Genomic DNA, 20,076 nt, shown 5'->3' on the forward strand with positions numbered 1-20,076 from the left:
GACGAGCGGCCAGCTCAGCACAAAGCGCTGATCAGCCCTTGAAACGCGGGAAGGCGGAACGCCCGGCGAAGACCGCCGCGTCGCCCAGCTCCTCCTCGATGCGCAGAAGCTGATTGTACTTCGCGACCCGCTCGGACCGGGCGGGCGCGCCGCTCTTGATCTGACCGGAGTTCACCGCGACGACAAGGTCGGCGATCGTCGTGTCCTCGGTCTCGCCCGAACGGTGCGAGAGCATCGTCGTGTAGCCCGAACGGTGCGCGAGGCTGATCGCGTCGAGCGTCTCGGAGAGCGTTCCGATCTGGTTCACCTTCACCAGGAGCGAGTTCGCGACCCCGAGGTCGATACCCTTCTGCAGACGCTCCGGGTTGGTCACGAACAGGTCGTCGCCGACGAGCTGGATCTGCGATCCCAGCTTCTCGGTGAGCGCCTTCCAGCCGTCCCAGTCGTCCTCGGCGAGGGCGTCTTCGATCGTGACGATCGGGAAGTCCTTGACCAGGCTCACGTAGTAGTCGGTGAGCGATGCCGCGTCCCAGTCCTTGTCGTCGAGGCGGTACACGCCGTCGTTGTAGAACTCGGTGGCGGCGGCGTCGAGACCCAGCGCGATGTCGGTGCCGGGCGTGAAGCCGGCCTTCTCGATCGCCTTGACGAGGAACTCGAGGCCCTCGCGGTTGCTGGGCAGGTCCGGGGCGAAGCCGCCTTCGTCGCCGAGGCCGGTGGCGAAGCCCGCCGACTTCAGCTCGCCCTTGAGGACGTGGTACACCTCGGTGCCCCAGCGCAGGGCATCGGAGAACGTGTCGGCGCCGATCGGCGCGAGGAAGAACTCCTGCATGTCGATGCCGTTGTCGGCGTGCGAGCCGCCGTTGATGACGTTGAACAGCGGAACGGGCAGCAGATGCGCGTTCGGGCCGCCCAGGTAGCGGAACAGCGGCAGATCGGCCGAGTCGGCCGCGGCCTTGGCGACGGCCAGGCTCACGCCGAGGATGGCGTTGGCGCCGACGCGGCTCTTGTTGTCCGTGCCGTCGACATCGATGAGGATCTCGTCCACGATGCGCTGCTCGCTGGCCTCGACGCCCTCGACCGCAGGACCCAGCTCGTCGATGACCGCCTCGACGGCCTTGAGCACGCCCTTGCCGCCGTAGCGGCTCTTGTCGCCGTCGCGCAGCTCGTACGCCTCGAAGGCGCCGGTGGACGCGCCGGACGGCACGGCCGCGCGCTGGACGATGCCGTCGTCGAGGAGCACCTCCACCTCGACGGTCGGGTTGCCACGGGAATCCAGGATCTCGCGTGCGCCTACAGCCTCGATCAGTGCCACGGAAGTGCTCCTTGCGTCGGGAAGAAGAGGATCGGAACGACGTCGGTCCGCCGCCCAGTCTAACGAGAAGGGGTCGCCGGGCGAGCACCGCCCGGCGACCCCTTCCAGGGTGTGACGTCTTACTTCTTGTAGGACTTGACGATCTCGAGCAGGCTCGGGACGTTGGCGTACGCCTCCTCGGCGTTCTCCTTGGTCACGATGACCGGCTTGAGCAGGTAGGCCGGGACGACCTTGACGCCGTTGTTGTACGACTTGGTGTCGTTGACGTCGACCGTCTCGCCCTTCTGCAGCTGCTCGACCATCTTGATCGCCTGCTGCACGAGCAGCGTGGTGTCCTTGTTGATCGTGGAGTACTGCACGCCCTCCATGATCGACTTGACCGACTCGACCTCGGAGTCCTGACCGGTGACGACCGGAACGGGCTTGCCGGCCTGCTGCGCCGAGGTGATGATGGCGCGGGCGAGCGTGTCGTTCGGCGAGAGCACGCCGTCCAGCGTCGCGGAGCTGTAGTTCGCGGTGAGGATCGCGTCCATGCGGCGCTGGGCGTTCTCGGCCTTCCAGCCGTCCGTCGCCGTCTGGGTGATGTCGGTCTGACCCGAGACGACCTTCAGCGTGCCGTCCTTGATCTTCGGCTCGAGCACGTCCATCGCACCCTTGAAGAAGACCGCGGAGTTCGCGTCGTCGGCCGAGCCGGAGAACAGCTCGATGTTGTACGGCGCGGGGTGGCCCGCACGCGCGGCGAGACCGTCGAGCAGGGCCTGTCCCTGCAGCTGTCCGACCTTGAAGTTGTCGAACGCGACGTAGTAGTCGACCGCGTCGGTGTTCTCGATCAGACGGTCGTAGGCGATCACCGTCGCGCCCGCGTCGTGCGCGGCCTTGACCTGCGTGGAGAGCTGCTTGCCGTCCTTCGCGCCGATGATGATGACCTTCGCACCGCCGGTCACCATGGCCTGGATCTGGTTCTGCTGCTCCGCGACCGTGTTGCTGGCCGGCGCGTACTGCACGTCCGGCTTGAAGCCGGCCTTGGTCAGACCGTCGCTGAACAGCTTGCCCGCGAGCACCCAGTTCTCACTGGTCTTGTCGGGCAGGGCGACGCCGATCTTCGCGTCCTTCGCGAAGCCCTTGGCGTCGCCGCTCGCGGCGGGCGTGCCGCCGCGCTCGGACGACGAGCACCCCGTGAGGGCGAAGGCACCCGCGACGACAAGCGCTGTCGCCGTAAGGAGGATCTTCTTCATGTGATCTCTTTCTCTCTTGGTGTGTGCAGGGAGGAACCGCGCAGGGCGATCCCCCTCCCCTACTTCCCGCTCGCGTTGCCGGAAGCGGAGGTCGGATACGGCTCTTCCTTGCGGGCGAACCGACGGGTGATGAAGCCGGTGAGGGACGGACGGCCCTGCTGCTTGTTCCAGACGTCCACGGCGACGGCGAGGAGCAGGACGAGTCCCTTGACCATCGCGACGATGTCGGCACCGAAGCCGAGCAGCGCCATGCCGTTGTTCAGGAACGCCATGACCAGACCACCGATGATCGAGCCGATCACGGTGCCGATGCCGCCGGAGACCGCCGCGCCGCCGATGAACACGGCCGCGATCGCGTCGAGCTCCCAGCCGTTGCCGTCCTGAGGGCCGGAAGCGGTGGCGCGGGCCACGTAGATCATCGCGGCGACCGCGGCGAGCACCGACATGTTCATCATCACGAAGAAGTCGGTCCAGCGGTCCTTCACCCCCGACAGGCGCGCGGCCTGGCGGTTGCCGCCGACGGCGTAGAGGTGACGGCCGAAGACGGTGTTGCGCGTGACGAAGGTGTAGACGATCACGAGAACCAGCAGGATGATGCCGGAGATCGGGAAGCTCGTCCCGGGACGACCCGACGCGAACTGGTAGCCGGCGACGAGGATCAGCGCGGAGAGGATCACGACCTTGACGATGCTGACCCAGACCGGGGCGACCTCGCTGCCCGCCTTCGCCTGCGAGCGGCGCAGGAAGAACTCGAAGCCGATCACCCAGATGACGGCGAGGAGCGCGAGCACCATCGTGAGCACGTTGAACGGCAGGGCGATGGGGAGCTCGGGCAGGTAGCCGGCGCCGATGAACTGGAAGTCCGTCGGCACCGCCACCGAGGTGGACTGGCCGACCCACTGGTTCGCACCGCGGAAGAAGAGCATGCCCGCCAGCGTCACGATGAACGCGGGGACGCCGACGAACGCGACCCAGAAGCCCTGCCAGGCGCCGACGATCACGCCGAGGCCGAGGCCGAGCAGCACCGCGGCCCAGGCCGGGAAGTGCCAATCGGCCATCGACTTGGCGACGACGATGCCGACGAACGCCGCGACCGATCCGACCGACAGGTCGATGTGCCCCATGATGATGACCATCACCATGCCGATCGCGAGGATCAGGATGTAGGAGTACTGGTTGACGACGTTGATCAGGTTGCCCGGGGACAGCGTGAGGCCGCCGGTCCATACCTGGAAGATCAGGATGATGACGACCAGGGATCCGAGGATGCCGAACTGGCGCAGCGTCGACTGGCCGCCGCCCATCATCTTCGAGATGTCGCGGAAGCGGAAGCCCTCCTCCGGCGTCGGCGTGGTGCTCGGGGGCGTGGGAGCGATCGTGGTGCTCATGCGGAGGCTTTCTGGGTCAGGGAGGTCATGCTGCGCATGAGCGCCTCCGGGGTGGCATCGGATGCGGGCAGGCAGTCGGTCACGCGGCCTTCGAAGACGGTGTAGATCCGGTCCGACATGCCCAGCAGCTCCGGCAGCTCGCTCGAGATGACGATGACGCCCTTGCCCTGCGCGGCGAGCTCGTTGATGATCGCGTAGATCTCGTACTTGGCGCCGACGTCGATACCGCGGGTCGGCTCGTCGAGGATCAGCAGATCGGGGTCCGTGAACATCCACTTCGCCAGGACGACCTTCTGCTGGTTCCCGCCGGACAGCGTCCCCACGCCCTGCTCGACCGTGGGCGTCTTGATGCGCAGGGATTTGCGGTAACGGTCGGCGACCTGCGTCTCCTCGAGGCCGTTCACGACGCCGCGGCGGGCGATCTTCGACAGCTTCGCCGAGACGATCGAGCGCTTGATCGAGTCGAGCAGGTTGAGGCCGAGGACCTTGCGGTCCTCGCTGACGTAGGCGAGGCCGTGCTTGATCGCCGACTTCACGTCGGGGATCACGATCTCCTGGCCGTCCTTGACGATCGTGCCGGAGAGGAACTGCCCGTACGACCGGCCGAAGATGCTCATCGCGAACTCGGTGCGCCCCGCGCCCATGAGCCCCGCGATCCCGACGACCTCGCCGCGGCGCACCTGGATGCTGGAGCCCTTCACGACCATGCGCTCGGCGACGGAGGGGTGGCGCACCCACCAGTCCTTCACCTCGAAGAACACGTCGCCGATCTCGGGCGTGCGGTCGGGGTAGCGGCTCTCCAGCGAGCGGCCCACCATGCCCCGGATGATGCGGTCCTCGTTGATCTCGCCGCGCGAGATGTCGAGGGTCTCGACCGTGCGTCCGTCGCGGATGATCGTGATCTCGTCGGCGATCTGCTCGATCTCGTTGAGCTTGTGGCTGATGATGATCGACGTGATGCCCTTGGCCTTGAGGCCCAGGATCAGGTCGAGCAGGTGCTGCGAGTCGTTCTCGTTCAGCGCGGCGGTCGGCTCGTCGAGGATGAGCAGCTTGACGTCCTTGTTGAGCGCCTTCGCGATCTCGATGAGCTGCTGCTTGCCGACCCCGAGAGTCTTCACCTGGGTGTCGGGATCCTCGCGGAGCCCGACACGGGCGAGCAGTTCGACCGTGCGCTGCTTCTGCGCGGTCCAGTCGATCGCCACGCCACGGCGGATCTCGTTGCCGAGGAAGATGTTCTCCGCGATCGAGAGCTCGGGGATGAGGGCGAGCTCCTGATGGATGATGACGATGCCGGCCTGCTCGCTGGCCGCGATGTCCTTGAAGCGCTGCTCCTCGCCGTAGAGCAGGATGTCGCCGTCGTAGGTGCCGTAGGGATACACCCCCGAGAGCACCTTCATCAGCGTGGACTTTCCCGCACCGTTCTCGCCGCAGATCGCGTGCACCTCGCCGGTGCGGACGGTGATCGACACGTCCGAAAGGGCCTTCACCCCCGGGAACTCCTTCGTGATCGACCTCATCTCGAGGATGGGGCCGGCCACGGTGGGCAACGACGTCGTCTCGCTCACGGATCTCCTTCGATCTCCAGTCCGTTCGATGTGACGGCTCAATGTTACCGTTCACATCGCGTTACATGGTGCATCCGCCGCGGGAGCACTGTCAAGTGCTCTTCGGGCTTTCGTGTCCCTACCGTGACGCGGCGGACTCGCGCCCGCAGAGCACGGGGACCGCGGGGCCGAAGACCGGCACGTCCTCCCCGCGGAGCTGGGCGAGCAGGATCCGCACGGCCCTGCGGCCAAGCTCGGGGAAGTCCTGATGCACGGTGGTGAGCGGCGGAGCGACGTGCGCGGCGACGGGGACGTCGTCGAAGCCGACCACGCTGACGTCGACCGGGATCCGCAGCCCCGCGTCGCGGAAGCCGTGCATGAGGCCGATCGCCATGAGGTCGTTCGCCGCGAAGACCGCGGTGAAATCGCGTCGTCGGGCGAGCTCCTGTCCGGCGAAATACCCGAAGTCCGCGGTCCAGTCGCCGCGGATGGGAGGGATCGGCGGCAGTTCGGCATCGCGCATCGCGTCGAGGTAGCCGCGCATGCGCGACTCCGCCTCGATCCAGTCCTGCGGGCCCGCGAGATGCAGGATGTCGCTGTGTCCCAGGCGGATGAGGTACTCGGTGATCATGCGCGCACCGGCGAGCTGATCCGCGGAATGACTCACCCCGTCCGACCCGGAGGCCGTCTGCAGGCTGACGAACGGCACGGAGACGGCCATGCCGCGCAGCACGTGGAAGACCCGCACCTGCGGAGCGAGCACGACGATGCCGTCGACGGACTCGCCCACCAGTTGGCGCACCGCATGGCCGATCGCCTCCGGCGTCGTGTCCGGGAGGTTCAGCGTGCTGACCGAGTACCCCTCCGCGCGCGCCGCGTCCTCGATCGCCGCGATCGAGGACGTCGGGCCGAACTCCCCCGTCGTGGCGGACAGGATCCCGAGCGTCGATGAACGCCCTGTCGCAAGGCCCCGGGCAGCGACGTTCGGGCGGTAGTCCAGGACCCGGATCGCGTCGAGCACGCGCTCCTTCGTCTCCGGCCGGATGCTCGGGTGATCGTTGAGGACTCGGGACACGGTCTGGTGCGAGACCCCGGCGAGCCGTGCGACATCCCTGATGCTCGGCATCCGGGCGCGCTCGGAGGGAGTGGACATGCTCTCCTCCTCGATGTGCACGGTCACACGGGTGAGACCATTATGCCCCGCGCCGCGTCGTCACGCAGAGGGAGACGACGTCGCGCGGGGCGAGGGCGGCTCAGTCGGCCGCCGAGACCACGTGCGCCCCGCGCACGGGCCCGTGGGCGCGCAGGGCCGTGCGACCCTCCCCGCGCAGACGTTCGGCGAGGGCGTCCGCCGACTCGGCGGTGTCGCAGAGCAGCGCGAGGGTCGGTCCAGAGCCCGAGACGATCCCGCCGACGACGTCCGCGGCGAGGCGCTCCAGCGTCGACTCGAGCGCGGGCCGCAGGCGGAAGGATCCGGCCTCGAGCTGATTGCGCAGGTGTCCGCCCAGCCGCAGAGCGTCCCCCGAGAGCAGCGCCTCGAAGAACTCCGGGGGCACCTGGACGGGATCGATCCGGCGCGCCCGCGCGAGCTCCGCCTCGTCCGAGGAGGCACGGTCCTCGGCGGCGATCTCGTCGAACGCGCGGTACACCGCCGGTGTGGACAGTCCCTCGTCGTCGACGAGGAGCACCCATTCGTAGCGCCCTCGGGAGAGCGCGGGGGTGAGCACGTCGCCGCGTCCGGACCCGACCGCGGTGCCGCCCATGAGCGCGAACGGCACGTCGGCTCCGAGACGCGCCGCGAGCGCGTGCAGACGCTCGTGCGAGAGCCCGGTGCGCCACAGCTCGTTGCAGGCCAGAAGGGCGGCCGCGGCGTCCGCCGATCCTCCGCCCATCCCCCCGGCGACGGGCACGGTCTTGTGCAGCTCCAGGTGCACGCCTCCGTCGAACCCGGTCGCGACGGCGAGCAGCTTCGCCGCACGCAGCGCGAGGTTGCGATCGTCCAGCGGCACGGTCGACGGATCCGCGACACCGGACACGCTCACCGTGACGTCGTCCGCGGGGGTCGCGACCACGTCCTCGTACAGCGACACCGCCTGGAACACCGTCGACAGGGGGTGGTAGCCGTCCTCGTCCGGGGCATCGACGCCCAGGAACAGGTTGACCTTGCCCGGCGCGCGCACATGCACGCGCGCGACGGGCTGGGCGTCGTCGCGCTCGCCCGCCCACTCCCCCGCATTGCTCATCGGCTCAGAGATCCGAGGAGATCGACCAGAGGTTGACGTCGAGCCCCGCACCCGCGATCTCGTCGATGCGGGCGAGCTCCTCGGCGGAGAGCGCCGGCGCGTCGAGCGCCGCGAGGTTCTCGTCGAGCTGAGCGGGCCGTGAGGCGCCGATGAGCGCCGAGGCGACGACGCCGTCTCGCAGCACCCACTGCAGAGCGAGCTGCGCGAGGCTCTGCCCGCGCTCGCGGGCGACCTCGTTCAGCGCCCGCAGCGTGGCCAGGCCCTCGTCGCTGACCGGCGCGTCCGGCAGGGATCCGCGCTTCTGGGACCGCTCGGCGGATCCGTCGGCGAGGTACTTGCCGGTGAGCAGACCCTGCGCGAGCGGAGTGAACGCGATCGCCCCCATGCCCTCCTCGCGCAGCGTCTCGGTCAGGCCGTCCTCGATCCAGCGGTTGAGGATCGAGTAGGACGGCTGGTGGATCACGAGAGGCGTGCCGAGCTCGCGCGCCACGTCGGCCGCCGCCTCGGTGCGCTCGGCACTGTAGGACGAGATCCCCACGTAGAGCGCCTTGCCCTGCCGCACGAGCGTGTCGAGGGCTCCCACCGTCTCCTCGATCGGGGTCACCGGGTCCACCCGGTGCGAGTAGAAGATGTCGACGTAGTCGAGTCCCATGCGCGTCAGCGACTGCTCGGCGCTCGCGAGGATGTACTTGCGGCTGCCCAGGTCGCCATAGGGACCGGGCCACATGTCGTAGCCGGCCTTGGACGAGATGATGAGCTCGTCCCGGTACGGCCGGAAATCCTCCGCGAAGAGACGCCCGAAGTTCTTCTCGGCCGAGCCGTAGGGCGGGCCGTAGTTGTTGGCGAGGTCGAAGTGCGTGATCCCCCGATCGAACGCGTGGCGCAGGAGCGTGCGCTGGGAGTCGAGGGGGACGTTGTCTCCGAAGTTCCACCAAAGGCCCAGCGAGATCGCGGGCAGGTACAGACCGGACGTGCCGACCTGACGGAAGCGTGCTCCGTCGTACCGGTCGGGGGCGGCGGTGTGGGGACGGTGGATGTCGAGGACGTCGGGGCGGAAGCGCGGCTCGGTCACCGTCCCAGGGTAGCGGGGAGGAGCGTCACGGAGGCCAGGAGGGGGCGGTTCCGTCACCTGCGGCGCGCCCTCCGCGCACGTCAAGCCCTCGCCGTTATACCGGCTGTTCGATATTATTCGCGGAAGCGGACCGAGCCCGTTCCGTTACCCGATCAACGCTCGCCCGAGTGCGGTCCTGCCGTTGGCTGACTCTCGATGAGCGCCCCGCGACAGGATCCCTCATGCAGCGCACCCGACGCATCCCGTTCGTTCTGATCGCCGCCGGCGTGCTGTGTGGAAGCATACCTGCATCCGCGCTGACCAGCTCGGATCCGAACTGGTGGCTGTCCTGCTTCAGCCGTCTGGGTGCGCTCGGAGACGACTCGAGCGCGATCTTCAACGTCGGGATGATGCTCGCGGGCTCCGTCATCGCCCTGACCGCCGTGCCCATCGGAATCGGCCTCAGGGGCGCTTCTCCCGCTGGATTCCGGGCTCCGCGGGGGGCGGTGACCGTCGTACCGGCGCTTGTCGCGGCGCTCGGCGTGAGCCTGATCCTGGTGGGCGTGCTGCCGCTCTCCTTCAACGTCTTCGCACACGAGCGGGCGGCGAACGGCGCCCTCGCCTCCTCCGCCGGGCTCCTCCTCATGCACCGCATCCACCTGCGCGGGCTCTCGCCTCTCCTCAACCGCATCGCCCTCGCCGCGGTCGTCGTGCTCGTCCTCGGCATGGCCGCGCTCATCGGCGGCGTCATCACCCTGACGATCTTCGAGGCACTCGCGTTCGGCGTCGTGATCACCTGGCTTCATGTCCTGGAGACCCAGGTACGGCGTTTCGCGGTCGCGCCACGCACATTCTCAGCAAATTCTCAGCAAATTGTTTTGTCCCCCATTTGGGGGACAAGGACTTCGGGTGCTACCGTCTAGATCTCAGCTGAGAGATGTCGACCGGGATCTGGGGACTCGGGAGGCGAAGAGGTCCCTCCGGACCGAGTGATGTGCCCCCTCGGGAACCCGAATTCTTGAGGGGGCACACGCATGTCCAGGGAACGGTCAGGGCACGACCCGAGCGATGCGCAGGAAGTCCTCGACGGTGAGATCCTCGCCGCGTGCGGTCGGCGCCACGTCCGCCCGTTCGAGCACCGCCGATGCCTCGGCGGAGGAGCCGAAGATCCCCGACAGCGCCTGGCGCAACATCTTGCGTCGCTGGTTGAACGCGGCGTCGACGATCCCGAACGTCCGCACCCGCTCCTGCTCGGTCCCCCGAGGCTCCGGATCGCGGTGGAAGCCCACCAGCAGGCTGTCCACATTCGGCACCGGCCAGAAAACCTGCCGCGAGACGTTGCCGCACAGCCGCCACGGGCCGTACCAGGCCGCCTTGACGCTCGGCGCGCCGTAGATCTTGGAACCGGGCTTGGCCGCGAGGCGTTCGGCGACCTCGGCCTGCACCATCACCACGCCCCGCTCCAGGAAGGGGAAGGTCTCGAGGAAGTGCAGCAGAACCGGCACGGACACGTTGTAGGGCAGGTTCGCCACGAGCACCGTCGGCGTACCGGGAAGCTCGGTCACCCGCATCGCGTCCGCGTCGACGACCGTGAGCGCCCCGTCGGGAACGCCCCGGTCCCGCGCGGTGTGCGGCAGCCGCTCCGCGAGACGGTGATCGATCTCGACCGCCGTCACCCGGGCTCCGGTCTCCAGGATCGCCAGGGTCAGCGATCCGAGGCCGGGACCGATCTCCACGACCCGATCGGACGGCTGCACCTCGGCGGCGTGCACGATCTTGCGCACGGTGTTGGCGTCGACGACGAAGTTCTGGCCGAGCTTCTTCGTCGGCGTCACGTCGAGGTCGGCCGCGAGCCGGCGGATCTCGGCGGCGCCGAGCAGGGAGACGGTCATCTGACCATTCTCCCCCACCGATCATCGTTCCCCGGATCCGGGGGCGCGGCGGGCCGTCGGAGGGCGGTCCCGCTAGGCGAACGAGCCGTAGACCGCGAGCGTGTTCGCGGCGATCTGCGCGCCGAGCTCCGCCACGTCGATCCCGAGTTCCGCCGCCATGAAGCGCAGGGTGATCGGGATCAGATAGGGCGCGTTCGGACGTCCTCGCAGCGGCGTCGGCGTGAGGAACGGCGCATCCGTCTCCACGAGGATGCGGTCCCGCGGGGCGACCTTGAGCGCGTCGCGCAGGTTCTGCGCGTTCTTGAACGTGACGTTGCCGGCGAACGACAGGTAGTACCCGGCCTCGGCGCACGTCCGGGCCATGTCCGCGTCTCCCGAGAAGCAGTGGAACACCGTACGCGCGGGAGCGCCGACCCGCGCCAGCGTCGCGAGGACGTCCTCGTGCGCGTCCCTGTCGTGGATCTGCATCGCGATCCCGTGCTTCTTGGCCAACGCGATGTGCGCCTCGAACGAATCGTGCTGCGCCGGGCGCCCCTCCGCCTCGGTGCGGAAGTAGTCGAGGCCCGTCTCGCCGATGGCGCGCGTGCGCGGATGCGCGGCGAGCTCGTCGATCACCGCGAGCGCCTCGTCGAGCCGTCCGGCCGCGGCATAGGTCGGCGCATCGTTCGGATGGATCGCGACGGCCGCGAGCACGCGCGGATCCGCCTCCGCCGCCGCGACGGCCCAGCGCGAGGACTCGACGTCCCCCGAGGCCTGCACGACCCCGAGGATCCCGACCTCGGCGGCGCGGTCCAGCTGCTCGACGAGCGTCAGCGACTCGTACCCCTCGTCGCCCGTGGGACCGTCGGCGATCTCCAGGTGGCAGTGGTTGTCGTACACGCCGACGGCGAGCGGCTCGGGCAGCGGCGGATAGGTGAGATCCGCGCGTCCCTTCGTGGCGCGCTCGCGCACGTAGGTCTCGGGGATGCTCTCGGGCGTCATGGGCGTGCGCTCAGGCCGTCGCCTCGATGCGCGGGAAGAGCGGTGCGAGGGTCTGCACGCACGTGCCCGCCGGGAGCTGCGCCCAGCGCCCGGCGTCGCGGATCGGCTGCGCGGTGAGCGCGCCGAGCGCGGCATCCGCCCCGAGCGCGCCCCAGAGCGTGGCGGTCGCCTGCGGCATGACGGGGGACAGCAGCACGGCGAGAGCACGCAGTCCCTCGGCGCAGGTGTAGAGCACGGTGCCCAGACGCTCCTTCTGCTCCTCGTCCTTCGCGAGCGCCCACGGCTCGTTCTCGGTGATGTAGCCGTTGAGCGCGTCGACGATGGTCCACACGTCGGCGATCGCCTCGTCGATCCGGAACCGCTCCACGGCCGCATCCGCGTCGGCGGCGGCCTTCGCGACCAGGCGCTGCACGGCCAGATCCTGCTCGGTGTACTCCCCCGCGGCCGGCAGGACGCCACCGAAGTACCGCTCGATCATCGCGATCGTGCGCGAGGCGAGGTTGCCGAACCCGTTGGCGAGCTCCGCCTGGTAGCGGGCGGACAGATCCTCCCAGGAGAACGATCCGTCCTGGCCGAAGGCGATCGCGGACAGGAAGTAGAACCGGTACGCATCCGAGCCGAAGACATCGGTGATCTCTGTCGGCGCGATGCCGGTGAGCTTGGACTTCGACATCTTCTCGCCGCCGACGAGCAACCAGCCGTGGGCGAAGACGCCCTTCGGCACGTCGAGGCCCGCGGCCATGAGCATGGCCGGCCAGATCACCGCGTGGAAGCGCAGGATGTCCTTGCCGACGACGTGATAGGCCGGCCACCTCCGCTCGAAGGTCTCCTCGTCCGCGCCGTAGCCCACCGCGGTGACGTAGTTCAGGAGCGCGTCGACCCAGACGTAGATGACGTGCGAGGTGTCCCACGGCAGGGGGATGCCCCAGTCGAAGGTGGACCGCGAGATGGACAGATCCTTCAGCCCCTGAGACACGAAGGAGACGACCTCGTTGCGGGCCGAGTCGGGACGCACGAAATCGGGCTCGGTCTTGTAGAGCTCGAGCAGGCGATCCTGGAACTCGCTGAGCTTGAAGAAGTAGTTCTTCTCCTGCAGCAGCTCGAGCGGCTTGGAGTGGATGGCGCAGACCTTGAGGCCCTCGAACGGGCCGGTGCCGTCGACGATCTCGGACTCCGGTTTGAACTCCTCGCAGCCCACGCAGTAGAGCGCCTCGTACTCGCCGGCGTAGATGTACCCGGCGTCGTAGAGCTTCTGGAAGAACACCTGCACGTTGCGCTCGTGCCGCTCCTGGGTGGTGCGGATGAAGTCGTCATTGGCGACGTCGAGCGTGGTCAGCAGCGGGAACCAGCTCTCGGCGACGAGCTTGTCGACCCACTCCTGCGGGGTGACGCCGTTGGCGGCCGCCGCTCGCAGCATCTTCTGGCCGTGCTCGTCCGTGCCCGTGAGCATCCAGGTGTCGTCGCCCGCCTGGCGGTGCCAGCGTGCGAGGGTGTCCACGGCGACGCTGGTGTAGCCGTGCCCGATGTGGGGCACGTCCGACGGGTAGTAGATCGGCGTGGTGATGTAGAAGGACTCGCCTGCGGGCATGGATTCGATTCTAGGCTGCACGGAGACGGCGGTTTCTCCGATGACGGCGTCCCGAGGCCGGTTCAGTCCGGATCCGCCCGCCGCCGGGCGACGAGCGCTCCGTGCGTGCGGATGCTGCCGCTTTCGCCGCGTTCCCGCTCGCGGCGCTCGCACTCCGTCACCGTGAGGCCCGCCGCGTCGAGCAGCGGCGTCCACGCGCTCATCCTCACACGGGCGGAGCCGCCGCTCCCGCTTCAGCGCGCGGCGAGCGCCGCCTGGTACAGCTCCCGCGACCGCAGCCCCGTCGCGGCGGCGACCTCGGCGCACGCCTCCTTCAGCCGCACCCCCTGGTCCACGAGGGCCTGCACCTCCGCGAGCGCGTCCTCGGCCGACACCTCCCGCGGGGTCGCCCCTTCGACGACGATGACGATCTCGCCTCGCACCCCGTCGGCCGCCCACTCCGCGAGCTCCGCGAGGGTTCCGCGGCGGACCTCCTCGAACATCTTCGTGAGCTCGCGGCACACCGCGGCACGGCGACCGGATCCGAAGGAGGCCGCCATGTCGCCCAGGGTCGCGGCCAGGCGCGACGGGGCCTCGAAGAAGATGAGGGTGCGAGGTTCGGCGGCGAGAGCGCTCAGCGCGGAGCGCCGCTCCCCCGCCTTGCGCGGCAGGAAGCCCTCGAAGGCGAACCGATCCGTCGGGAGACCGGAGATCGCGAGGGCGGTGACCACCGCGCTCGGGCCGGGGATGGCCGTGACCGTGACGCCGCGCTCCACCGCGGCGGCGACGAGCCCGTAACCCGGGTCGCTCACGGTCGGCATACCCGCGTCGCTGAGCACCACCAGGTCCTCGGTCGCGGCCAGGTCGGCGAGCTCGGCCGCCTTGACCTTCTCGTTGTGGTCGTGCAGCGCGATCAGCCGCGGCCGGTTCGCGATCCCGAGCGCCTGCAGCAGCCGCTGCGTGGTCCGCGTGTCCTCGGCGGCGACCGTCTTCGCCTCCTCCAGCACCTCGACGAGTCGCCGGGACGCATCGCCCAGATTGCCGATCGGAGTGGCCGCGAGGATGATCACCCGCCCAGCATAGGCTGGTGCGGTGACCGCGCCCCTGCTGCCCGTCCCCGGCGAGATTCCGCGCACCGCCGGCGCCGACATCGTGCACGATCCTCGGCCGACCGGCTGGGAGCGCGTGCGGGACGCGTGGAGCGACGACCCCGCCCGGCGGCGTCTGCTCTCGTGGCTCGCGCCGACGCTCGTGACCCTGCTCGCCGCGGTGCTGCGCATCGTCGGGCTCGGCCACCCGCACACGCTCGTGTTCGACGAGACCTACTACGTCAAGGACGCCTGGTCGCTGTGGGTGCAGGGCTACGAGGGCGTCTGGCAGAACGACGCGAACGCGCTTTTCGCCCGGGGCGACACGAGCGCGCTCGGTACCGCGGGCGCGTTCGTCGTCCACCCGCCGCTGGGCAAGTGGCTGATCGCCCTGGGGATCGGGGCGTTCGGTCCCGGTTCGAGCTTCGGCTGGCGGATCGCGACGGCGGTGATCGGCACCCTCAGCGTGCTCGTCATCTCCCTCATCGCGCGCGAGCTGACCCGCTCGGTCACGGTGGCCACGCTCGCCGGCCTCTTCCTCGCCGTGGACGGCCTCGGCATCGTGCTGTCGCGGATCGGCCTGCTCGACGGGATCCTCACGTTCTTCGTCCTCCTCGGGTTCCTCTTCCTCCTCCTCGACCGCCGACGTGCGATGCCGCTCCTCGAGGATCCCACGTTCCACGGAACCAGCGAGCGGCAACCGCTCTGGGGCCGCGTGCTCTGGAGGCGGCCCTGGGTGATCGCCGCGGGGGCCGCCTTCGGCGCCGCCTGCGCCGTGAAGTGGTCTGGCGCGTATGTGCTCGCCGCGGCGGGGATCTTCCTCGTCGTCGCCGACGCCCTCGCCCGCCGCCGAGCGGGCGTCGCGGTCTGGCCCGCCGACGCCGTGCTGCGACAGGGGCCCGTGTCCTTCCTGCTGCTCGTGCCCGTCGCCGCTCTCGTCTACGCAGCGAGCTGGACGGGCTGGTTCGCGACCTCCGGCGGCTACGACCGGCACGCCTCCGCGAACGCTCTCGCCTCCTGGCTGCGCTACCACCAGGACATCCTGGCGTTCCACGTGGGGCTGACCGCGTCACACCCCTACGCGAGTCCGGCGTGGCAGTGGCCGATGCTGCTGCGCCCCACCGCGTTCTGGGTGGGCGGCCAGGACGCGCCGTGCTTCGGGGCCGAGCGGTGCATCGGAACGATCACCTCGATCCCGAATCCCCTGATCTGGTATCTGGGCGTCGCGGCGGCGGTCTACCTGATCGTCCGCATCGCCCGCGACCTCGTGCGGCGCCGTCGGGTGCCCTGGGCCCGGGTGGTGCCGCTCGTCGGGATCGCGGCGACCTACCTGCCCTGGCTCGCGTTCCCCGAGCGCACGATCTTCCAGTTCTACACGGTCCTGATCGCGCCGTTCCTCATCCTGTCCCTCGTGCTCGCTCTGCGCGACATCGCCGGCACGGCATCGGATCTCCGGCACCGCCGCCAGTCGGGGCAGCGGACGGTCCTCGTGATCGTCGTGCTGATCCTGCTCGTGTCCGCGTTCTACCTCCCGCTGTGGGTGGGTCTTCCCGTCCCGTTCTGGTTCTGGCAGCTGCACAACTGGATGCCGTCATGGATCTGACGGGCGGACACGGCACCATGCGCATCCTCGACGCGATCGACGAGTCGCTCATCGCGCAGCTGCGCAGCGCGCAGCAGTTCTTCTGGCTCGACCTCGTCGATCCCTCGGCCGAGGACGTGCAAAGCCTTGGCACGGCCCTCGGCTGGCATCCCCTGGCGATCGAGGACACCCAGCGGATGGGCCAGCGCCCCAAGCTCGACATGTACGACGAGACGGCCCTGCTCGTGCTGCAGGCCGCGGTCGGCCGGGAGCCGGAGGACGAGAACGACCACCCGCTCGTCGAGGTGCACTGCCATCTCAGCGGCGACTACATCGTCACCGTGCACGGAGACCGGTTCACGGACCTGCGCCAGGTGCGCACGCTGTTGGAGAGCTCGACGGCGCCGAAGACGGAGCGCTACTACGTCTACAAGGTCATCGACGTCGTGGTCGACAGCTACTTCCCCGTCCTGGCGGATCTCGACGAGGAGATCAACGCCCTGGAGGACGCCATCGTGGCGGGGGCGGGCAAGCGCGAGCTCCAGGAGACGTTCCGGCTCAAACGGCTGTTGCTGACGCTGCGCCGGGTCGTCGTGCCGATGCGCGATCTGTTCGCCCGGCAGGCCGACGTCATCTCCGACCTGGCCGGACTCGAGGGCGACGGGCACGACTACTTCCGGGACGTCTACGATCACCTCATCCGGATCACCGACGAGCTGGACGGTCACCACGAGATGGTGGCGGGCTGCACCGATCTCTACCTGTCGACCGTCGCCAACCGGCAGGGCGAGACGTCGAAGCAGCTCGCCATCGTGGCGTCCATCTTCCTGCCGTTGAGCTTCCTCACCGGCTTCTTCGGGATGAACTTCGACTGGCTCACCGGACACGTGCTGACCGGGCCGTGGTCGTTCCTCGTCCTCGGCCTGGGCTCGATGGCGGTCTCGGCCGGGCTCATGTGGTGGTATTTCCGCCGTCGCGGCTGGACCGGCGACGACGGCTGACCCGGGTCCTCGCCCAGCGGCCAGGACTGCACCGGTCAGGGGTGCGCGTCGGCGGCGAGGTCGACGAGCGGCAGGACCCGACCGGAGAGGTGCGTGCGCAGCGCGATCGCCGAGGCGGTGCGGGCGACGCCCGGGACGAGGGCGATCCGGTCGAGCACGCCCTGGAGCCGTTCGGCATCGTGCGCGACGAGCCGCAACTGCAGATCGTTCGCGCCGGTGACGGTGTAGAGGTCGACGATCTCAGGGATCGCCTCGGCGAGGGCGGAGGCGACGTCGTCGTGCCCGATCTTCTGATCGATCTCCACCTGACAGAAGGCGGTCAACGCGAACCCGAGGCCGCGGGCATCCACACGCGGGACGACGCCCTCGATCACGCCGTTCTCGTGCAGCCGCGCGAGCCGGCTCGTGACCGTCCCCCTGGCCACGCCGAGCCGCCGAGCGCATTCGAGCACCGGCAGCTGCGGATGCTCGGTGAGCAGCCGGATCAGAGCCGCGTCGAGGGCATCGATGCGCATCGTCAGCTCCGGAACACGTCGTCCGCGCCGTCCTTGAGAACGCCGGGACGGGACAGGCCGCGGGTGAGGCGCGCCACCACGAGCAGCACCACGGTGAGGCCGATCGTGAGCAGCAGCTGCGTGCGCGCGCCGGTGTCGAACATGGTGAGCACGATCACGGCGCCCAGCAGCACGAGGGTGACGATCGAGAGCCACGGGAAGCCCCACATGCGCATCGGCAGCGCAATGCCCTCGGCGTCGGCGCGGCGGCGCAGGATCAGCTGCGTGACCGCGGTCGCCGTCCACATCACCAGCAGCGTGGATCCCACCACGTTCAGCAGAGTGGGAAGCACCTGCTCGGGCCAGATCCAGTTCAGGATCACCGTGACGAAGCTGAACGCCACCGACGCCAGCACGGCGACGCGGGGGACGCCCGCGATGCTCGTCCGGGTGAGCGCGAGCGGAGCGAGACCGCGCTCGCCCAGCGAGAACGCCATCCGGGAGGCGCCGTAGATGTTGGCGTTCATGGCCGACAGCAGCGCCACGATGACGATGAGGTCCATCACGAGACCCACGCCGGGGATCTTCAGGGTATCCAGCACGGCGGAGAAGGGCCCCGCGAGAACCTCCTTCGAGTTCCACGGCAGCACCGCGACGATCACGAAGATGGATCCGACGTAGAAGACCAGGATGCGCACCATCACCTGGCGCACGATCCGGCTGATGTTGCGCGCGGGGTCGTCCGACTCGGCCGCCGCGATCGCGACGACCTCGGTGCCGCCGAACGCGAACACCACGATGAGCAGGGCACCCGCGATCCCGGCGATGCCGGTGGGGGCGAAACCGCCCTGATCGACGAGGTTGCCCACGCCGGTCGCGGGCGTGCCGGGGATCAGACCGACGATCGCGAGCACGCCGACGACCAGGAACGCGATGATCGCGGCGACCTTGATCGCGGCGAACCAGAACTCGAACCGGCCGTAGTTGCGCACCCCGAGCAGGTTCACGATCGTGAGCGCGAGCACGAAGAGCAGCACCCACGCCCATTCGGGAAGCCCGGGGAAGCGATGCGCGACGATCCCGGCGGCGCCCGTGGCCTCCGCGGCGATCACGACGACGAGCTGGATCCAGTACAGCCAGCCGACCGCGCTCCCGACGCTGCGGCCCATCGCCTTCTGGGCGTAGGAGCTGAAGGCGCCGGAGGAGGGGTTGGCGGCGACCATCTCCGCGAGCATCGCCATCACCAGCACGACGATCGTGCCCGCGACGAGGTAGGAGACGATCACGGCGGGGCCGGCGATGCCGATGGCCTGCCCCGAACCGACGAACAGGCCGGCGCCGATCGCGCCGCCGAGGCCCATCATCGAGATCTGGCGGCGGGTCAGCCCCGGGTGCAGGCCCTTGGTGGTGGTCGTGGTGAGCGGAACCTCGGTGGTCATGCGCGGGTCTCCTCGGGGGCGTCCGCCAGAGCGGCGGCGACGCGGTCGACGTCTTCGGCGGAACCGGCGGAGATCCGCACGCCCTCGCCGGGGAAGGAGCGGGCGACGACGCCGCCCGCGTTCAGCAGTTCGTCCAGCTCCGCGGTGCGGTCGCCCGCGGGGACCCACACGAAATTGGCCTCCGAGCGGACGGCGGGCCATCCCGCGGCGAGGAGCAGGCCGTGCAGTCGATCGCGCTGCGCGACGACCTCCGCGATGCGCGCCGCGAGCTCCTCCTCGGCGTCGAGCGACGCGACCGCGGCGGCCTGGGCGAGGTCGGTCACGCCGAACGGGACGGCGGCCTTGCGCTGGTTCTCCGCGATCATGGCCGGTGCGAGCGCGTAGCCGATCCGCAGCCCCGCGAGGCCGTAGGCCTTGGAGAACGTGTGCAGCACGGCCACGTGCGGGAAGCGGCGGAAGAGCTCGAGGCCGGCGCCGCGGACCCGCTCCCCGGCGTCCGCGCGCGGGGTGTACTCGGTCCCGTCGAAGTGCACGTAGGCCTCGTCGATCACGACGAGCACGTCGCGCGGCACCGCGTCCACGAACCTCTCCAGCTCCGCGGCGCCGACGACCGAGCCGGTGGGGTTGTTCGGGTTGCAGACGAAGACGAGTCGCGTGCGGGGCGTGATCGCGTCGAGCATCGCGTCGAGGTCGTGCCGGTGTTCCGCGTCGAGCGGCACCATGACCGGCTCCGCGCCGGCGATCCGCACGAGGGACGGGTACGCCTCGAAGGAACGCCAGGCGAAGATCACCTCGTCCCCCTCCCCTGCGGTCGCATGGATGAGCTGCGCGGCGAGCTCGACGGAGCCCGCGCCGACCGTGACCAGGCTGGGATCCACGCCGTAGCGCTGCGCGAGTCGGCCGATGACCTCCGGCGCGCTCATCTGCGGGTAGCGGTGGATGCCGTCGAGGCGTTCCTGCACGGCCGCGCGCACCGAGGCGAGCGGCGGATGGGGCGACTCGTTCGAGGACAGCTTGGAGGCGCCGGACGGGGCGGAGCGACCCTGTCGGTAGGCGGGCACCGCGTGAAGCCTCGGGTTCACCGGGAGCGCGGGAACGGGGTGTGTCATCGAGTGCGTCCTTGCATCGGGGGGGCGCCGACGGTGGCGCCCGGTCACTGTATCCGCACGCTGGCCCACTGGGCAAACGGACCAGATCCGACTGCGCAGCACGCTCAGTCTGTCGATCGATTCCGCGGGAACAGGATACATTCTGTCCGG

The 20,076-nt window shown here is 69.5% G+C and carries 18 protein-coding genes; 3 read left to right on the forward strand and 15 right to left on the reverse strand.

Annotation, left to right across the window (positions count from 1 at the left end; genetic code table 11):
• Positions 1-31 precede the first annotated feature (31 nt).
• From eno to mgrA, 7 genes are all read right to left on the reverse strand, one after another.
• Positions 32-1,312 (reverse strand): phosphopyruvate hydratase, encoded by a 1,281-nt coding sequence (eno, locus tag Q0P88_RS05790; RefSeq protein WP_295012034.1) that lies wholly within the window; start codon positions 1,310-1,312, stop codon positions 32-34.
• A 119-nt stretch (positions 1,313-1,431) separates the two neighbouring features.
• A complete protein-coding gene (locus Q0P88_RS05795) occupies positions 1,432-2,547 on the reverse strand; it encodes a sugar-binding protein (RefSeq protein ID WP_295012036.1) in 1,116 nt (371 codons plus the stop codon).
• 59 nt (positions 2,548-2,606) lie between these two features.
• A complete protein-coding gene (mmsB, locus tag Q0P88_RS05800) occupies positions 2,607-3,854 on the reverse strand; it encodes a multiple monosaccharide ABC transporter permease (protein WP_295012227.1) in 1,248 nt (415 codons plus the stop codon).
• A 77-nt stretch (positions 3,855-3,931) separates the two neighbouring features.
• Entirely contained in the window at positions 3,932-5,452 is a 1,521-nt protein-coding gene (mmsA, locus tag Q0P88_RS05805) for a multiple monosaccharide ABC transporter ATP-binding protein (RefSeq protein WP_295012231.1), read from the reverse strand.
• A gap of 166 nt (positions 5,453-5,618) precedes the next feature.
• Entirely contained in the window at positions 5,619-6,632 is a 1,014-nt protein-coding gene (locus Q0P88_RS05810) for a LacI family DNA-binding transcriptional regulator (RefSeq protein ID WP_295012038.1), read from the reverse strand.
• A 100-nt stretch (positions 6,633-6,732) separates the two neighbouring features.
• Positions 6,733-7,722, reverse strand: a complete 990-nt coding sequence (locus Q0P88_RS05815) for a 4-(cytidine 5'-diphospho)-2-C-methyl-D-erythritol kinase (protein ID WP_295012040.1) — start codon at positions 7,720-7,722, stop codon at positions 6,733-6,735.
• 4 nt (positions 7,723-7,726) lie between these two features.
• Positions 7,727-8,794: an L-glyceraldehyde 3-phosphate reductase gene (mgrA, locus tag Q0P88_RS05820; RefSeq protein ID WP_295012042.1), complete on the reverse strand. Its 1,068-nt coding sequence runs from the start codon at positions 8,792-8,794 to the stop codon at positions 7,727-7,729.
• Positions 8,795-9,015: 221 nt separating this feature from the next.
• On the opposite strand from mgrA, the gene Q0P88_RS05825 reads away from it, so the two are divergent.
• Entirely contained in the window at positions 9,016-9,696 is a 681-nt protein-coding gene (locus Q0P88_RS05825; protein ID WP_295012044.1) for a DUF998 domain-containing protein, read from the forward strand.
• 126 nt (positions 9,697-9,822) lie between these two features.
• Here the strand turns inward: Q0P88_RS05825 and rsmA are convergent, their stop codons facing one another.
• The 5 genes from rsmA to rsmI form a co-directional block, all read right to left on the reverse strand.
• Complete coding sequence (rsmA, locus tag Q0P88_RS05830) at positions 9,823-10,665, reverse strand: 16S rRNA (adenine(1518)-N(6)/adenine(1519)-N(6))-dimethyltransferase RsmA (protein ID WP_295012046.1); 843 nt, start codon at positions 10,663-10,665, stop codon at positions 9,823-9,825.
• Between the two features lie 72 nt (positions 10,666-10,737).
• Entirely contained in the window at positions 10,738-11,646 is a 909-nt protein-coding gene (locus tag Q0P88_RS05835; RefSeq protein WP_295012048.1) for a TatD family hydrolase, read from the reverse strand.
• Between the two features lie 10 nt (positions 11,647-11,656).
• Positions 11,657-13,234, reverse strand: coding sequence for a methionine--tRNA ligase (gene metG, locus Q0P88_RS05840; RefSeq protein ID WP_295012050.1), 1,578 nt, complete (start codon positions 13,232-13,234; stop codon positions 11,657-11,659).
• Positions 13,235-13,296: 62 nt separating this feature from the next.
• Positions 13,297-13,437, reverse strand: a complete 141-nt coding sequence (locus Q0P88_RS05845) for a hypothetical protein (protein ID WP_295012052.1) — start codon at positions 13,435-13,437, stop codon at positions 13,297-13,299.
• A 30-nt stretch (positions 13,438-13,467) separates the two neighbouring features.
• Positions 13,468-14,283 carry a 16S rRNA (cytidine(1402)-2'-O)-methyltransferase gene (gene rsmI / locus Q0P88_RS05850; RefSeq protein WP_295012054.1) on the reverse strand — a complete coding sequence of 272 codons (816 nt, stop codon included), beginning with the start codon at positions 14,281-14,283 and terminating at the stop codon, positions 13,468-13,470.
• 22 nt (positions 14,284-14,305) lie between these two features.
• Between rsmI and Q0P88_RS05855 the strand changes: the two genes are divergently transcribed.
• Both Q0P88_RS05855 and Q0P88_RS05860 read left to right on the forward strand, forming a co-directional pair.
• Positions 14,306-15,904, forward strand: a complete 1,599-nt coding sequence (locus Q0P88_RS05855; RefSeq protein WP_295012056.1) for a dolichyl-phosphate-mannose--protein mannosyltransferase — start codon at positions 14,306-14,308, stop codon at positions 15,902-15,904.
• Positions 15,895-16,884: a magnesium transporter CorA family protein gene (locus Q0P88_RS05860; protein ID WP_295012058.1), complete on the forward strand. Its 990-nt coding sequence runs from the start codon at positions 15,895-15,897 to the stop codon at positions 16,882-16,884. Before Q0P88_RS05855 ends, Q0P88_RS05860 begins: the two co-directional genes overlap by 10 nt.
• 35 nt (positions 16,885-16,919) lie before the next feature.
• Here the strand turns inward: Q0P88_RS05860 and Q0P88_RS05865 are convergent, their stop codons facing one another.
• From Q0P88_RS05865 to Q0P88_RS05875, 3 genes are read right to left on the reverse strand one after another with little or no spacing between them, the layout of a single operon-like run.
• On the reverse strand, positions 16,920-17,399 hold the full coding sequence (locus Q0P88_RS05865) for an Lrp/AsnC family transcriptional regulator (RefSeq protein ID WP_295012060.1): 480 nt from the start codon (positions 17,397-17,399) through the stop codon (positions 16,920-16,922).
• Between the two features lie 2 nt (positions 17,400-17,401).
• A complete protein-coding gene (locus Q0P88_RS05870) occupies positions 17,402-18,817 on the reverse strand; it encodes an amino acid permease (RefSeq protein WP_295012062.1) in 1,416 nt (471 codons plus the stop codon).
• Positions 18,814-20,067, reverse strand: a complete 1,254-nt coding sequence (locus Q0P88_RS05875) for a histidinol-phosphate transaminase (protein ID WP_363316500.1) — start codon at positions 20,065-20,067, stop codon at positions 18,814-18,816. Before Q0P88_RS05875 ends, Q0P88_RS05870 begins: the two co-directional genes overlap by 4 nt.
• Positions 20,068-20,076: the final 9 nt, after the last annotated feature.

Source organism: uncultured Microbacterium sp. (genome assembly GCF_945952435.1).
In the GTDB taxonomy this organism is placed as follows: domain Bacteria; phylum Actinomycetota; class Actinomycetes; order Actinomycetales; family Microbacteriaceae; genus Microbacterium.

Bases quoted from the DNA above. Each gene is read 5' to 3' on its own strand.
- Q0P88_RS05795 (WP_295012036.1), bottom strand. From the start codon at position 2,547: ATGAAGAAGATCCTCCTTACGGCGACAGCGCTTGTCGTCGCGGGTGCC.
- mmsB (WP_295012227.1), bottom strand. From the start codon at position 3,854: ATGATGGGCGGCGGCCAGTCGACGCTGCGCCAGTTCGGCATCCTCGGA.
- mmsA (WP_295012231.1), bottom strand. From the start codon at position 5,452: ATGAGGTCGATCACGAAGGAGTTCCCGGGGGTGAAGGCCCTTTCGGAC.
- Q0P88_RS05810 (WP_295012038.1), bottom strand. From the start codon at position 6,632: ATGTCCACTCCCTCCGAGCGCGCCCGGATGCCGAGCATCAGGGATGTC.
- Q0P88_RS05815 (WP_295012040.1), bottom strand. From the start codon at position 7,722: ATGAGCAATGCGGGGGAGTGGGCGGGCGAGCGCGACGACGCCCAGCCC.
- Q0P88_RS05825 (WP_295012044.1), top strand. From the start codon at position 9,016: ATGCAGCGCACCCGACGCATCCCGTTCGTTCTGATCGCCGCCGGCGTG.
- rsmA (WP_295012046.1), bottom strand. From the start codon at position 10,665: ATGACCGTCTCCCTGCTCGGCGCCGCCGAGATCCGCCGGCTCGCGGCC.
- Q0P88_RS05835 (WP_295012048.1), bottom strand. From the start codon at position 11,646: ATGACGCCCGAGAGCATCCCCGAGACCTACGTGCGCGAGCGCGCCACG.
- metG (WP_295012050.1), bottom strand. From the start codon at position 13,234: ATGCCCGCAGGCGAGTCCTTCTACATCACCACGCCGATCTACTACCCG.
- Q0P88_RS05845 (WP_295012052.1), bottom strand. From the start codon at position 13,437: ATGAGCGCGTGGACGCCGCTGCTCGACGCGGCGGGCCTCACGGTGACG.
- Q0P88_RS05860 (WP_295012058.1), top strand. From the start codon at position 15,895: ATGGATCTGACGGGCGGACACGGCACCATGCGCATCCTCGACGCGATC.
- Q0P88_RS05865 (WP_295012060.1), bottom strand. From the start codon at position 17,399: ATGCGCATCGATGCCCTCGACGCGGCTCTGATCCGGCTGCTCACCGAG.
- Q0P88_RS05870 (WP_295012062.1), bottom strand. From the start codon at position 18,817: ATGACCACCGAGGTTCCGCTCACCACGACCACCACCAAGGGCCTGCAC.
- Q0P88_RS05875 (WP_363316500.1), bottom strand. From the start codon at position 20,067: ATGTATCCTGTTCCCGCGGAATCGATCGACAGACTGAGCGTGCTGCGC.